This window comes from Nonlabens xylanidelens (assembly GCF_002934445.1).
Lineage (GTDB): Bacteria > Bacteroidota > Bacteroidia > Flavobacteriales > Flavobacteriaceae > Nonlabens > Nonlabens xylanidelens.
The window spans coordinates 17,680-33,357 of sequence record NZ_PTJE01000005.1 but is presented as its reverse complement, the minus strand read 5'-3'; the positions used below and the strand labels follow the sequence as shown (position 1 = coordinate 33,357).

Sequence of the window (15,678 nt, the reverse complement as noted above, 5' to 3'; positions counted from 1 at the left end):
ATAAAATACAAAACCTTATTATCTGTTCTAATAATATAAGCTATCATTATATTGACACTATTTTGTGACGCCTTTTCCCTATTTTTGATTCAAATAAAGCATAGAACATGAAGAAGTCTATTAAATACACATTACTCGCTCTAGTGGCATTCACTACTTTATCCAGTTGTTTCAAAGATAATGATGACGTGTTTGCAGGTAAAAGTGAGGTCAATAATTTTATATATAGAGGTATGAATGCTTTTTACCTTTACAAAGCAGACGTTGATGTTCTTGCTGATGATCGCTTTGCAAACCAAGGAGAATTAGAAGCTTTTCACGATCAGTTTGATTCTCCTGAAACGTTTTTTGAATCTCTAGTTTTTGATAGACCTAGAACAGATCGTTTTAGTGTTATCTTCAGTGATTATGTTGCTCTAGAAAATATTTTATCTGGTAACACGCTTAACAACGGTATGGAATTTGGCTTGGTAGGTGAAACAGGTAGCTCCACAGATGTATATGGATATGTAAGATATGTGCACCCTAATACCAGTGCTGCAACAGAAAATGTGCAGCGTGGTATGATTTTTAACTCCATTAACGGTATACGTTTAAGCAGAACTAACGTAGCTACCTTATTAGCTCAAAACACTTATACGATAGGCCTTGCTTCTTTAAGTGCTGGAGTAACTACTTCTAACGGTAATGAGATTACATTAACCAAAGCTGTTATTCAAGAAAACCCTATTCTAGTAAGTCAGGTTATCGATCAAGGAACTCAAAAAGTAGGTTATTTAATGTACAACAGTTTCTTATCTCAATTTGACGAGCAACTTAATGGAGTTTTTGCAGACTTTCGAGCGCAAGGTGTTACTCATCTAGTTCTTGATTTGAGATATAATGGTGGTGGCTCTGTAAACAGTGCTATTATTCTAGGTAGTTTAATATCTGGTAATCCAGTAACTGACGTCTACTCTACCGAAGAATGGAATCCAGATGTACAAGCACAATTACAAGCGAGTAATCCTGACCAATTAATCAATCTATTTAGAAATCAAACTGGTGCTGGCTCTACACTTAACACATTAAACTTAAGTCAGGTTCATATTATTACTACTGGTAACAGTGCTAGTGCAAGTGAACTAGTCATAAACTCCTTAGATCCTTATATCAACGTAGTTCAAGTAGGAGATGATACGGCTGGTAAATTTCAAGCAAGTACTACTTTATACGATAGTGCAAACTTTGCAAGGTCTGGTGCAAACCCTGCTCACAGATATGCCATGCAACCGTTAATTCTTAAAAGCTTAAACTCAGTAGGAAACACAGATTACTTTGACGGTCTTGCGCCAGATATAGCTCAAGGAGAAGATTTTGAAAACTTAGGAATCTTAGGAGATATCAATGAACCACTTCTAGCACGTTGTCTAGATGACATTATGTTAAACGGTCGTGCTTCTAGACAGTCCTTCCCTACTACTACTTATGAAGAGATTATGGGTAGTAATGAGTTGAAACCTTTTGGTAACGAGATGTGGAAAGAAATTTCAAATAATTAATGAACCTCAATCAAATCACGGTACCTGTTTTAGACATTCCTAAATCCATTGCGTTTTATGAATCTCTAGGTTTAAATTTGATAGTTCATACCCATGACTCTTACGCTAGGTTAGAACTACCTCATGGAGATGCTACACTTAGTCTTTCTAAGGTAAATCAAGTGCCGCAAGGCGATGGTATTAAAATCTTTTTTGAATGTGATGACCTAGATAAAAAGGTCACCTATTTAAAAACACAAGGAGTGGTGTTTAAAAATGATCCCATAGATCAGTCCTGGTTATGGAGAGAGGCGCACTTATACGACCCAGATGGCAATCATTTGGTATTGTATCGCGCAGGTGAGAATAGAAAAAATCCGCCGTGGAGGAAATAATCTTTCATATATTTAAATTAAATTAATGAATTGTAAATTCCCGCTTTCGCGAAAGCGGAATACCAACACAATTTATTCTAAATTTAAGTTCATGAAATATTTTCTAAGCCTTGCCTTTTTATTTATCAGTCTTTCTGTTTCTTCTCAAAATTTGCAAGAAAAAGCAGATGCTATTTTAAAAGAAGCCAAAGAGTTACTGGTAATGGAGCAAGCATCTTGGCACGCTACAGATAATTTTCTTGCCACTTATCCAGATAAGAAAAACTTAATTAGAGGCTATTTTTCTTATGTAAATAAAGATAATGACCTCGTCTCTGTATTCTATGGAGAAGGTAAGGACTTAATTCTAGCTAGATATTTATTTAAAGGTATTCCATCTCCAGAGCGTCTATTTGTCGATACCGAAAATTTACAAATAACCGATCTAGAAGCTGATTTACTAGAAATGAGAAAAACAGCATTTGAAGATATGGTGGATAATAAAAAAGGATTCTATTCTTTCTATGAAAAAGTAAATCCTAATTTAATACCTATCATATTTGAAGGAAAGAAAAAAGTATATATAATTTCTGGCAGCAATGAACCTAAAATGTTGATAGGTAATGATTACGAAATAACTTTTAATAAGAGAAACAAAATTAAGGATCGTAAAAAACTGCATAAGAGCATTTTGACATTTGATTATACAGAAAATGAAAACGTAGAATCTTCTTTTCATTCTCATGTAGTGTCTGATTTTATAGACGTAACAGATGTATGCACGCTGTTACTTTACAAAGATTATACTGGTATAAATAAACATATTGTAGTAAGTAAAAAGTACGTATCTATTTTAAACCTAGAAGAAGAAACTTTATTGATACTTACTAAAAAAGCATGGGATAAGATAATGGATCATCAAGAAGAAAAAGCTAAGAAATAAACCAAGTCCATTAATTTTAAAACCTCAATTCTAAAATAGCCATGAAAAAAATAGTATTTCTCATCATAGTATTGTTAACAGCAATAGCAACTAGCCAGAATTTGTACCTTAATCAGAATGGTGTGGAAATTACTAAAAAAGAGTTCAGGAAATTAAAAAGAAAAGGAAGAGATACTTTGATGGCTATTTCTTCCTATGATCAAGAGATTAATGAACTGTTTCTAAAAAGGAAACCTGTAAAAATCTTAAGTGCCAAAGATGAAATCATCTCTATAAATCAAATCACTGGTAATAATTTTGATACAGAAACACCATTACTCGTTTTATATTACCCTTCTATTGAAGAAGCAACTTTAGTACGAGATGAAATATTGTATTCAAAACACTGGTACACCTATCAAAACTCAATAATATTTAAAAGCATTAAAAAAAATCTAGGCAATACACTTATCGTGTCTGCACCTAACGGTAATGGAATTGAACTACCTGGAATTTATAATGACGATTTACTTTTTTTTCAGCTCACTTATTTCAATTCTAACATTGCGACACATTCCTTTTTGTGGATCTCTGAAGAAAACACCTTTACTGAGCCTATAGATTTCATTCAGAATTATACGGTAATCAATACCAAAAAGTATCTGAGAGTTACAAAAGATAGTAGCCCAGACAGTTTAGTTACGGTAGATAAAAATCTGAAGAAAATAGATTTATCTACGTTTTCAAAACCTATAAGTAGAATAGAATATTTAAATCTTGATGAAGGACAACTATTTAAAGTCATACATGAAGATCAAAGAGAAACAAAAATAGATACCGTATTAAGAAATTCTTATGCTCAATACTTCACTGAATTAACTGGGCAAACCATCAAACGAAATGATACGATAATTTTAGATTTTCATTTGTATACCAATGATTACGAAGACTTTTATAATGAAAATCAAACTCGTGAACAATTACAAGATAAGGTAGATAAATATGACTCTATAAAATTAGTATGGATGGCACAGGCCGGTTCTCTGTATATACCTGAAGGTTGTGTGTACGATATTAAGGACGCCGTAAGAAAAGGAGTTTCCACTTTCGGACCTGCAGTAAATGGTGTGAATCTTATAATATATCCAGATGGGAAGCTGTATACCTTAGATAAGGAGCATTCTGATAATTTAAACTTAAGACGACTCAGGAATGGTAAAGAGAGTTTTCTTCGTAAGAGTTCCAACAGAAAACCTATCATCTTATTATTATCTAAAGAAGAGATAAAACCTCCTAATATTTTTAATCCTTCAAAATAATTCTAGGATAATTCCGCTTTCGCGAAAGCGAGATTACAAAGAGATCCGTATACTATAAAACTGATTAAATGAGCAATACACAACTACTTTTTTTAGGAATAGGATTGATAAGCATTTTACTGCTATACTATTCGATTAAAATTTTAATCAAAGTATATAGATGCAAACAAATTGCAGAGTTTGCGCTAGATACTCAAGCTCATGATATCGTTTTTAACGCAGCAGGGTTTTATAAAATATCCTTTATAGGCTGCAGACATATTAAAATAGGCAGCACAACTATAAGTTTGTTTCATTCTAAAACTAATGAATCTATACCGCTCAAAGTAAGTTTTCCCAATATAGTCACTAGATCTAATGGTATTTATGGAGTTGAATATTGGAGCTTTAAAATTAGTCAACCAGGTACCTACACCTTAAAAATGGAACATATAACAGATGTAAAGTCTTATCAATCACAATTATTAATTAAGAATTTATTCAGTAAACCTACGGATAGTCAGTTTCTAAAAATACGTATCAAAGACGGGCTTACTATCTTAGAAAGAATAAGTTCTATCGTAGGATTAGTTTTGGGAGTTAATGGTCTAGCATGGGGAATAATGATTGGAATATTTAATTTATTTGATCAGGTTTAGATTTTGATAATCTTAACAATCTGCTAAATTCTTCAAGGTTCCATATTTAGGTTTTACCTTTATGGTTTCAACAAAAACCAATATGAAACGTATTTTACTGCTCGCATTGTGCTTACTATCCATTCAAGCATTTGCCCAGAAACTAGATTTAGATCTTGTAAAAAATCTAGAACCTAGAAATATAGGCCCAGGCGGTATGTCTGGCCGTGTCACCTCTATAGATGTGGTTCATGAAAATCCAGAAAACATATTTGCAGGTACAGCCAGTGGTGGATTATGGAATTCTCAAAATGGTGGTATCACATGGAAACCTATTTTTGAGAACGAGGCAACAGCATCTGTAGGTGCAGTTGCCGTACAACAGTCTAACCCTAGCATTATTTGGGTAGGAACTGGAGAAGGTAACCCACGTAATTCACTAAACGGTGGTGCCGGTATTTATAAATCTCTAGACGGCGGTCATAGCTGGAAACTTATGGGACTTGAAAAAACACGCAACATCCATCGTGTGATTATCGATCCTACAAATCCAAATATCGTATATGCAGCAGCAATAGGTTCTCCATGGGGCGTGCATCCAGAACGTGGTGTTTTTAAAACTATAGATGGCGGTAAAACCTGGAAAAAGATATTATACACTAACGATAAGTCTGGTGCTGCAGACCTTGTTATGGATCCTACAAATCCTAATAAACTGATTGCTGCCATCTGGGAACACAAACGTGATCCATGGTTTTTCAAATCTGGTGGTGAAGGTTCTGGAATGTACATCACTCACGATGGTGGAGAAAACTGGAAAAAAATAACTAGTGAAGAAGGACTTCCTAAAGGTGAATTAGGTAGAATAGGTGTTGCCATTGCTCCTAGCGACCCTAGTGTAGTGTATGCACTAGTAGAGGCAAAGAAAAATGCATTGTATAAATCTACCGATGGTGGTTTTAAGTGGAAAATGATCAACAATAAAAGCGACATAGGTAACCGTCCTTTTTACTACTCTGAAATTTATGTAGATTCTCAAAACGAGAATCGTCTGTATTCTGTTTTTACTTACATCAACGTTTCAGAAGATGGTGGTAAAAACTTCACCCAATTAATGCCAGCTTACGGTGTTGATAATGGCGTCCATCCAGATCACCACGCGTGGTACATTCATCCTAAGAATGGTAAATTCATAATTGATGGTAACGATGGTGGTTTAAACATTACTCGCGACCGTGGTAAAACATGGCGTTTTATAGGTAATCTACCTGTAGCACAGTTTTACCATATCAATGTAGATATGGAAACTCCTTATAATGTATATGGTGGTATGCAAGATAATGGTAGCTGGCGCGGTCCTGCTTACTCATGGAGAGCACAATCTATAAGAAACAGTTACTGGCAAGAAATCAGTTTTGGCGATGGATTTGATGTCGTTCCAGATCCTGATAACAGCCGTTATGGGTATTCTATGAGCCAGCAAGGCTCTGTACAACGTTATGACTGGCAAACTGGTAATAACTATAGTGTAAAACCTACACATCCAGACGCTAGCGTTAAACTACGTTTCAACTGGAACAGTGCCATTAACATCGATCCTTTTGATAATTCTACCCTGTATTTTGGTAGTCAGTTTGTACATAAATCTACCGATAAAGGACTTACATGGCAGGTAATATCTCCAGACCTTACCACTAACGATCCTGAAAAACAAAAACAATCAGAATCTGGTGGTTTAACTATGGATGCCACTGGTGCCGAAAATCACACCACCATACTAGTAATAGAGCCTAGTGCTGTAGAAAAAGATGTGCTTTATGCTGCGTCTGACGACGGTCTTGTTCATATAACTAAAAACGGTGGCGATAGCTGGGATAATATCACTAGTGGTTTACGCGGCCTGCCTAAAGGTAGCTGGATCACACAGATCAAAGCTTCTCAAACTAAGAAAGGCCATGCCCTACTCGTTGCAAACGATTACCGCAGGTTTAACTTTGAGCCTTATGCCTACCGCACCACTAACTATGGTAAAAGCTGGACTCGCATCGTGGATAAAGACGACGTGATTAGTTATGCACTTTGTATTATCGAGCATCCAGAAGAAAACAACCTACTCTTTTTAGGTACTGATGACGGGCTTTATGTTAGTATAGATGCTGGTGATAGTTGGACTAAATACACTAACGGTTTTCCTACCGTTTCTGTAAAAGATCTAGTAATTCACCCACGTGAGGACGATTTAATCATAGGTACCTTCGGTAGAGCTGCATGGGTTCTAGATGACCTTGCTCCTTTTACCGCTTTCGCGAAAGCGAGACCTACACAATCTATCGCATTATACGAGCCTCCTACAGCGTACTTTGCGCGTTACCAGCAACCTACAGGTAGTAGATTTGGCGCAGATGCTATGTTCCGTGGAGAGAACAGAAGCCGACCTATAGGACAGTTCAAATACTTCTTTGATAAAGATCTAAAGGCAAAATCTGACACTACAAAAACAGATTCTTTATTCTTAAAAATCTATAAAGGAGAAGAGTTAATCAGAACACTAAATCGTAAAGTTCCTAAAGAAAAAGGCATCCATAACTGGTCCTGGAGACTGGATGAAAAAGGTGCAAAATCTCCATCACGAGGTGTAAATGATTCTAAAAGAGAACCAAGTGGCAATAGCGTTTTACCTGGTACATACAAAGCCATATTGCATTATGGAGACCTAACCAGTGAGACCATGATCGAGGTAAAAGAAGACCCACGTATTGATGAATTCACACTAGCTAATCGCAAAGAAATGCGCGCTGCACAAGATCAATTACAGACTTTAATGAGTGATATCGAGGTGGTAACTAGTCAACTGGCTAAAAACAAAAAAACAGCAGATAGCTTTAAAAAACTTTTAAAATCTCAAGATAAAAAAGCTTTTAAAGAACAAATAAAAACTACAGATTCTATAGTAAAACAAATAGAAAAACTACAGAATAAATACTTCGGTACTCCTGACAAGCGTCAAGGAATCACTCGCAATCCTGAGGTTACTGTTTTAAATCGTGTGAGAAGTGCGTCTGGCTATATAAGAAGCCGTCAGGGAGTACAAACTGCAACAGAGAAGCAATTGTACCAACAAGCAGAAACGCTTGCAAAAGAAGTCAATATAGAAGCTCAAAACTTTTTAAATACAGAATGGAAAGCATTTGTAGCAGAAATGAAACTCGTTACTGTGAATATGTTTGAGGAATAGTCTTTGAGTTCGTGAGTAAAATTATATTTTAAAAATAGGCAGAATAATTTCTGCCTATTTTTTTGTGCTTTATTTAAAAGATGGAGTAAAATATTCTTAACAAAATGCAATGCAATATTTATCTTAACCTTTATAAATAAAATCCTTTTAAGATGGAAGCGTTAGTAGGTTTAATAGCTTTATTTATTAAAATAGCTATTTTGGGCAGTGTTTATGCGACACTAGTGGTATTGATAATTATAATACTCGCAAAGTTCTTTCCTGATAGGATATTTGAAAATTTATTAAAAAATAAGAAGTCGTTGTGGTTCACTAGTGGCTTTATAATTTCTATTTTGTTATTTGGTTATTCATTTACTTTTTGGGGAGATCATGGTTTAGGCGATAGCGCTAGAATTCCTTTATCCCACTTTCAAGAGATAGATAATACCAACTGGATAGAAACTAATATTGAACCTGTAAATTATCCATATGGAGCTATGAGTATAGAAAGCTTTTCTATCATGGAAGATGTTGTAGTAGGTACAACAGCTGTAAGCCCAGTTGATAGACCACTACCCTATTTCTTATGGAATGTAAAAACTAACTATGTTACGTTTTTTAAAAGCGAAGAAGATTATATCCATCATGCTAGTGTTAACCATCTAGCAATGCCAGAAACATTCCAAACATTTGGTAAAAACTATAGTGACTACTGGAATGGTTGGAGATTTTGGATGTTACCTTAAAACAGTTTAAAAAAAATCCCCTAACCCAAAATACCTCACAACAAAAAGCATTTCCCTTTTTTAAAGGGTAAACAGGTTGGCGACGATAGCGGCGCAACCGTAAAAGCAACCAAAAGGGTTTTACGGTTGGAGTTTAAATCAGAATCTATTGTATCAAAAAAAGGGCGGAATAAATTCCACCCTTTTCTGTATAAATAAGGTAAACCCCTAATCCACAAACGTACGCAAGTACATATCTTCTACTTTCTTCCTTGCCCAGTCTGTTTTACGTAAAAACTTAAGGCTCGATTTAATACCAGGATTGCTATTAAAAGAGTTGATTCTTATGCGATCTCCTAACTCGTCCCAACCGTAGTGATCGACAAGTTTCTCTAACATATAAGCTAGTTTAACACCATGTAAAGGGTTGTTAACTTGTTTTTTAATCTCTTTTTCTTTGATTTCTACTACGATTATTTCTTCTTCAGAGATTTCTTTAGGTACTTCAAAAAGCTCTACCTGTGTGGTATTACCTTTTAAGAAAGACTTACTTACTGCAACATGGTTCTTTAGATTTTCAAAATCGGCAGTAAGGACAGCCATTTTTTGTTCTTCAATAAAGCTATTCATATCCTTTACCTTATCCTCACTAGGTAAGAATGGTTCTACAAAGGACATATTAAAATCTCCTACATAACATATAGCACCTTGTATGCGCTCTAGATCATCTTTTTGTTCTACAAAGTCAGATTCAAAAAGATCTTTTTGAGCGCCGATTATAGTACCATACACATTAAGATTACCTAGAGGTGTTTCTAGCATTTGACACACACTAGAATAATCGTCATAGGTTTTTACTTTATTCTTAAAAGAAAACTTAGTAAAAATAGCTACTCTATTCTCTCCAGCTTTATACGCTATACCGTCGTGTCTTTGCGGCATCTCAGTAGTATAAATTCTCTTATAAGAATCTCCTAAATGAAATTTAAGCCTTGTATTAGTAAGTATTACTATGTCTGCATCATGCTCAAGAATTAGTTCTTTGCGTGTTGCATTTGATTGATGTTCTAGATCCCCATCATGGCGATTTACATTCCAGCTTAAAATTTTCATATGGTATAAAAAAGGTAGTTGATACTATTAATAGGTGATGGTTTACTAACTGTGCTTACTCCATGAAGTCCATGGACTCTTTTGTAGCATTAGAATTTCCATCCTTATCGACACGCACGATAAAAAAGTGATTGTAATCTGATTCTTCTAGTTCTTTATAGATACTATCTTTTTGCAACGCGTTTGCATAAACATTTATGGTGTTGCTATGTCCATATAAAGCAACCGTTTTACCTCTATAAGTTTCTAATAAAGATACTCCATCTACTTTGCTTACATCATATAATTCTACTGGCAGTTTCTTAGATTTTGCCAGTGGTGCGGCGGTCTCTCTAGTCCTTTTAAAGTCTGATGATATGACGTGATCTACATCTTTAATGAAGAAATAATTTACCCACTGACTTGCTCTATTTTTGCCAGCTTCAGTAAGCTCTGGATCTCTACCTTGATCTACAGCTTTTTCTGCATGACGTATAAAATAAAAGGTAGTAAGCTGGTCTTTCTGTTGCTCTTCTGGTGTTTTATCAGATGAGTTATTCATGCAGGAAACCAGCGATAGAACAAGTAAAAAGTATAGATTTTTCATAATAAATATATCTGTTGTAAAAGTATAGAATCTAAAAAGAATGACTGTAACTATTACAATAATTAGTTAATGCAATATTGCTGTGATAAAAAGGTATTATTTTTATACAAAATCACGATCATGAACTTTGAAAAGATAAATTTTAAAAACGCACAAGGATATGAATTAAGCGGTAGGCTAGAATTACCTGCAAATCGCCATCCTCATAACTATGCTGTTTTTGCACATTGTTTTACTTGTAGTAAAAACTTCAGCGCCACAAAGAATATTTCTAGAGCATTAACCACTGCTGGATATGGTGTTTTACGTTTTGATTTTACAGGTTTAGGAGATTCTGACGGTGATTTTGCAGATACTAATTTTTCTGGAAATGTGGACGATCTTCTTGCTGCAATAGACTTTCTAGAGACTAACTATAAAGCTCCTACTCTATTAATAGGTCATAGTTTAGGTGGTGCTGCTGTTATATTCGCTTCCGCGAAAGCGAGCTCCATAAAAGCTGTTGCAACTATAGGCGCACCTAGTGATACTAAACATGTGAGTCATCTTTTTGGAGATCAAATTAATGCCATTACAGAAAATGGAGAAGCTACCGTACAATTAAGCGGTAGACCTTTTAAAATTAAGGAACAATTCCTCAAGGATATCAACGAGCAACATGTGACCAATACATTAAAGGAGTTGAGAAAACCTATTCTAATTGCACATTCTCCACAAGATAATACGGTAGGTATAAAACATGCCGAAAAATTATACCACGCTGCCGTACATCCTAAAAGTTTTATAAGTCTAGATGGTGCAGACCATTTATTAATGAATAAAACTGATTCTAAATATATAGGTGAAGTAATCGCAAAATGGGCTTCTAGATATATGGAAGAACCTAAAGAAGAGGTACTAAACTCTAAAGATAACGTTGCCGCTAGTCTTAATCACGAAGACGTGTTCACTACTCAAATGAAAGCTGGTAATCATTACTTTACCGCAGACGAGCCAGAAAGCGTAGGTGGTAACAACTTCGGCCCAACTCCTTTTGATTTACTTTCTAGTGGTCTAGCCGCTTGTACTGTAATGACTATACAAATGTATGCCCGTCGCAAAGAATGGAAAGTAGATAACGTACAATGCCACGTGAATTATGACAAACAATTTCCTATAAACGGTAATCTAGATGGTGTGGAAATAGACACATTTACAAGAGAAATTAAAATAACTGGCGATCTAGACGAGAAACAATTAAAAAGAATATTACAAATAGCAGATAAGTGCCCTGTGCATAAAACGCTACATTCAGAAACACAAGTAGTTACTAAATTGATGAGTTAATGGTTTTTGAATTTGACACCTATCTTAATACAGGTGGTTTCATGGGTGCACTGCCTATACCTGAAGATATTGCCGGACAGCTAGCACTAGATAAAATTAAACGTGTCGTGGCACAAATAAGTACTGGTGAGAACCAGATTACTTTATACGCTGGTGTAGTAAAAAAACACGGCTCTGTATATCTTATGTTTTCAAAGGCTAACCAGAAAAAACTAGCTATCAATCATGGAGACGCTATGAATGTAATCATGCAAGAAGATACGAGCAAATATCAAGCGCCTATGACTGAAGAATTAGAGGCTGTTTTATTAAGTGATTATGAAGCCTACGAGATTTTTGAAAGTCTATTACCTGGTAAACAGCGCAATATTATTTTTATGATTTACAATGCAAAAGGCTCTCAGAAAAAAGTAGATCTAGCATTAAATGCCATGGAAAATTTAAAGGTAGGAAATCATAACCCTATGAAATTTGAGAAACTCTTATGATAAAGTTATTTTTAACTTCTTACTTTTAAAGTATTAAGTAACCTAAAATAACCAAATTATGAAAAGAATTGCAATAGGAATAATCGCGCTTACCTTAACACTAGGTCTAGGTGTTACATCTTGTAAAGAAGGTAAAGAAACAGAAAAAATCACTGATGAAACCGAGCACACAGATGACGGCTCTCACGATCATGGAGAACACGACGATCATGCAAATCATGATGACACTACTTTAATGGTAGGTAAAGAGATTATGGTAACCATGTCTGCAAAAAGTGGTAGCGATGTAAACGGTGTTATCGAGTTTATGCAAACCGAAGAAGGTGTTACTATGAATGCAGACCTTGCAGGATTAACTGCAGGAACACACGCTATTCATATACACCAGAATGGAGACTGTAGTTCTGACGATGGTAAAAGCGCCGGCGGACACTGGGATCCAACTAGTGAAGATCATGGAAAATGGGGCGAAGGAATGTTTCATTCTGGAGACATAGGTAACCTAGAAGTTGCTGAGGACGGTAAAGCTACCCTAGAATTTACAACAGATAAATGGTGTATAGACTGTGACGATGAGACTAGAAACATAGTAGGAAAAGGAGTTATCGTACACGCTAGTGCAGACGATTTTAAATCTCAACCTAGTGGTGCAGCTGGTGCTCGTGTCGCTTGTGGTGTGATTGAATAATGTATTAATTCTATTACTTAAAACTTTAACGCCTGACTATTCTTATAGTCAGGCGTTTATATATTTAAAAACAATTGCTGTGATGGTTGTTTTAATAAATAATATGTTTGAACGTTTAAACTAGCGTTCTAACCAGCTTTTAAAATCCTTAACTCGCTCTCTACTAACTATTAAATCCATTTCTTTAAAAGAATTTATTTTAATTTGTATTCTAGAATTAGTATAAGAAATCATGTCATCTATGGCATTTATATTTACTATAGCCTGCCTAGAGACTCTATAAAACTGCTCTGGGTCCAGTTCTTCTACTAGAGATTCTAATTTTGAGTCTATTAAATAGTTGCGCCCATTTTCTAGATGCAAGTAGGTGCCTTTATTTTCAGAATAGAACAGTTTCACATCGTCGGTATGAAACAGTTTTAGGTGCTCGCCTACTTTTGCTGTGTATCGTTTTTTATAATTGCGCTCTATGGGATTGCCTAGTAATTTTGCTATGTCTTCAAAATTGATGGTCGCAGCTTTATTGTTTTTGTTCTCGCTTTCGCGAAAGCGTAACCTAAATTGATCTACTGCCTTTTCTAACTCTTCTTGATCGATAGGTTTTAATAGATAGTCGATGCTATTTAATTTAAAAGCCTGCAAAGCATACTCGTCATAAGCAGTAGTAAAAATAATCGCACTATGTATGTCTACCTGATCAAAGATTTCAAAAGAGAGTCCATCACTTAACTGTATGTCTAGAAATATAAGGTCTGGCGCCTCATTATTGAGTAGGTATTCTACAGACTCCTGTACAGAGTGTAGCATGACCTCTGGCTCTACTCCTATTTCTACTAGCATGCGGTGTAGACGTCGCGCTGCTGGTTTTTCATCTTCTATGATAATGGCTTTAAATGTACTCATGTGATGGTAGGTAAATGATGTGTTAATGGCTGGTTAGGTATAATAAGGTGAGCAATGGTATTTAAGATCCTTCTTTATCCATAAGTTCTTGAATCTTGCGTTCTTCCCAATTTTTACTCGTAAACGGATTACTACCAAAGGTGCCTATCGCATGCCCTACCACACCTATACCCCAACCACCTAGCGGAAATAGAAACCATGGCTCTTCCCAACCATTCTGGTAATAATTTAAACCTGCGATACCTATATTAACTATAATGTAGACCGTTAAATGACTGTAAAATGCTTTTATCTCTTCTACTCGAGCCTTTGCCCTGGTATATCTCTCTTGGTAGGTTTCTTCTTTTTTCATCTCTTAAAAGTTTTTATCGTTCATTAAACTATTGATCTTTTCTTCTTCCCACTTTTTACCTAAAATTAAACTCTTATCATAGGTGCGCTGGTACTGAAAAAACAATCCTATACTCATACCTATAGCAGGAAATATAACCCAAGGAAAACCACCTGTAAACGCATTAATTACAGCTAGAAAAGCGATTATTAAAATCATCTTGAGCGCGCTATCATAAAGGTCTTTTATGGCAGCGACCTTCGTTTTTGCCTGTACTAGTTTTTTATCTTCTAGATTTTCTGTAGTAAATTCTAGAGTCTTCATATGTATGGTTTCTTGTGTGAGAATAGGCAGGCTGACTATAAAAGAAGTACTGGTCTCTTCTAGGGTCATTTTATGATCTGTGAGCAGTCCATATCTACTGGCTATATTTTGCAGTCCTACACCGGTGCTCTTTTTAATGACTTGCTTTTTTTGCAGGTTGTTTTCTATAACCAGCAGGTTATCTTTTTCATATATCTTGAGATGCAGCGGTTTACTATCGCTTACTATATTATGTTTTACGGCATTTTCTATAAGCAGTTGTAGCGATAGCGGTACGACCATAGCGTCTGTACGCGACCCATGATCTGGAATATCTATCGTGATACTATCTTCAAATCTGGTTTTGAGCAACCCTACATAAGTACGGGCAAATGCCAGCTCTTCTTCTACAGAGACCAGTTCTTTATTGCGCTGTTCCAGTACATACCTATATACTTTTGATAAAGATGTCGTAAACTTTGTTGCGGCTTTAGGATTCTCTTCTATTAGAGAAACCAATACATTTAAACTATTGAATAAAAAATGTGGATCTAGCTGATTCTTTAACGCGTCAAATTGCGCTGTGGCACTTCTTGCAATTATCTTTTGCTCATTTACCTTTTGTGTCTGCGACAGTTTATAAAAATATATCGCATGATAAATAAGTGTTACCACCAGCGTTACAATCATGCCGAATAGATACCTACTTAACCTTTGCCCTTTTATAAAGCTATCCCAACTGTTATTATAAATAAACACATAGGTAATGCCATTGAGTAAAAACAACAGTAAACAAGTAAGTAACACAGAACCTATAGCACCGTACACGACACGTTTCATCATATTCTCTTGCCATGAAAACTTTTTAGTCATCACATCAAACCACCACTGGTTACCTATACTTAAAACCGTGGCAAACAAAAAGTTGATACCAAAACCCTCTAACTCTTTTTCCCATACTAAAAAATCACCACGCAGGTAGGCAGTAATAAGGTTAATCCCTATGGAGATAAGGATACTCGCAATTATAAATTTTATGAACCTTTTAAAAGTCATGAATCTGTTTTAGAATTCTAAAAGTAATTTATTCCCTTAGAACACCACAAAAATGAGAACAGAAAACAAAAAGCCAAAATCAAAACAACTCAATTGTAATAAACAGCCACCCAACTGTTATCCACGCACAACCCAGTTTACTTTATAAAACAATAAAATCGTAACTGCCGCCACGCATACTAGTAAACAA

General features: G+C 35.4%; 15 protein-coding genes. 10 read left to right on the top strand and 5 right to left on the bottom strand.

The features are described 5' to 3' along the window. Positions 1-107: 107 nt before the first annotated feature. The 7 genes from LY01_RS10725 to LY01_RS10695 all read left to right on the top strand — a co-directional run bounded on the left by LY01_RS10725 (position 108) and on the right by LY01_RS10695 (position 8,715). On the top strand, positions 108-1,541 hold the full coding sequence (locus tag LY01_RS10725; RefSeq protein WP_104515854.1) for a S41 family peptidase: 1,434 nt from the start codon (positions 108-110) through the stop codon (positions 1,539-1,541). Continuing rightward, positions 1,541-1,915 (top strand): VOC family protein, encoded by a 375-nt coding sequence (locus LY01_RS10720; RefSeq protein WP_104515853.1) that lies wholly within the window; start codon positions 1,541-1,543, stop codon positions 1,913-1,915. Before LY01_RS10725 ends, LY01_RS10720 begins: the two co-directional genes overlap by 1 nt. Positions 1,916-1,940: 25 nt before the next feature. Further along, a complete protein-coding gene (locus tag LY01_RS10715; protein WP_146080417.1) occupies positions 1,941-2,837 on the top strand; it encodes a hypothetical protein in 897 nt (298 codons plus the stop codon). A 41-nt stretch (positions 2,838-2,878) separates the two neighbouring features. Beyond that, positions 2,879-4,135: a hypothetical protein gene (locus LY01_RS10710; RefSeq protein ID WP_104515851.1), complete on the top strand. Its 1,257-nt coding sequence runs from the start codon at positions 2,879-2,881 to the stop codon at positions 4,133-4,135. A 68-nt stretch (positions 4,136-4,203) separates the two neighbouring features. Next, positions 4,204-4,773 (top strand): hypothetical protein, encoded by a 570-nt coding sequence (locus LY01_RS10705; protein WP_104515850.1) that lies wholly within the window; start codon positions 4,204-4,206, stop codon positions 4,771-4,773. An 82-nt stretch (positions 4,774-4,855) separates the two neighbouring features. After that, complete coding sequence (locus LY01_RS10700; protein WP_104515849.1) at positions 4,856-7,987, top strand: WD40/YVTN/BNR-like repeat-containing protein; 3,132 nt, start codon at positions 4,856-4,858, stop codon at positions 7,985-7,987. Positions 7,988-8,139: 152 nt separating this feature from the next. Continuing rightward, positions 8,140-8,715 (top strand): hypothetical protein, encoded by a 576-nt coding sequence (locus LY01_RS10695; RefSeq protein WP_104515848.1) that lies wholly within the window; start codon positions 8,140-8,142, stop codon positions 8,713-8,715. A 207-nt stretch (positions 8,716-8,922) separates the two neighbouring features. On the opposite strand, the gene LY01_RS15275 is transcribed toward LY01_RS10695, so the two are convergent. Together LY01_RS15275 and LY01_RS10685 are read right to left on the bottom strand one after the other, a co-directional pair. Next, positions 8,923-9,141 (bottom strand): VF530 family protein, encoded by a 219-nt coding sequence (locus LY01_RS15275; protein ID WP_262497520.1) that lies wholly within the window; start codon positions 9,139-9,141, stop codon positions 8,923-8,925. A gap of 721 nt (positions 9,142-9,862) precedes the next feature. Further along, entirely contained in the window at positions 9,863-10,393 is a 531-nt protein-coding gene (locus LY01_RS10685; RefSeq protein ID WP_104515847.1) for a SixA phosphatase family protein, read from the bottom strand. Between the two features lie 120 nt (positions 10,394-10,513). On the opposite strand from LY01_RS10685, the gene LY01_RS10680 reads away from it, so the two are divergent. The 3 genes from LY01_RS10680 to LY01_RS10670 are packed head-to-tail and all read left to right on the top strand — an operon-like array spanning position 10,514 to position 12,895. Beyond that, a complete protein-coding gene (locus LY01_RS10680; RefSeq protein WP_104515846.1) occupies positions 10,514-11,719 on the top strand; it encodes a bifunctional alpha/beta hydrolase/OsmC family protein in 1,206 nt (401 codons plus the stop codon). Next, positions 11,719-12,207, top strand: coding sequence for a YdeI/OmpD-associated family protein (locus LY01_RS10675; protein WP_104515845.1), 489 nt, complete (start codon positions 11,719-11,721; stop codon positions 12,205-12,207). Before LY01_RS10680 ends, LY01_RS10675 begins: the two co-directional genes overlap by 1 nt. A gap of 58 nt (positions 12,208-12,265) precedes the next feature. Further along, on the top strand, positions 12,266-12,895 hold the full coding sequence (locus LY01_RS10670; protein ID WP_104515844.1) for a superoxide dismutase family protein: 630 nt from the start codon (positions 12,266-12,268) through the stop codon (positions 12,893-12,895). A gap of 120 nt (positions 12,896-13,015) precedes the next feature. Here LY01_RS10670 and LY01_RS10665 read toward each other — a convergent pair whose 3' ends face one another. The 3 genes from LY01_RS10665 to LY01_RS10655 form a co-directional block, all read right to left on the bottom strand. After that, complete coding sequence (locus tag LY01_RS10665) at positions 13,016-13,798, bottom strand: LytR/AlgR family response regulator transcription factor (protein WP_104515843.1); 783 nt, start codon at positions 13,796-13,798, stop codon at positions 13,016-13,018. 61 nt (positions 13,799-13,859) lie between these two features. Further along, positions 13,860-14,150: a 2TM domain-containing protein gene (locus LY01_RS10660; RefSeq protein ID WP_104515842.1), complete on the bottom strand. Its 291-nt coding sequence runs from the start codon at positions 14,148-14,150 to the stop codon at positions 13,860-13,862. Between the two features lie 3 nt (positions 14,151-14,153). Continuing rightward, positions 14,154-15,488, bottom strand: coding sequence for a histidine kinase (locus LY01_RS10655; protein ID WP_104515841.1), 1,335 nt, complete (start codon positions 15,486-15,488; stop codon positions 14,154-14,156). Between the last annotated feature and the right edge of the window lie 190 nt (positions 15,489-15,678).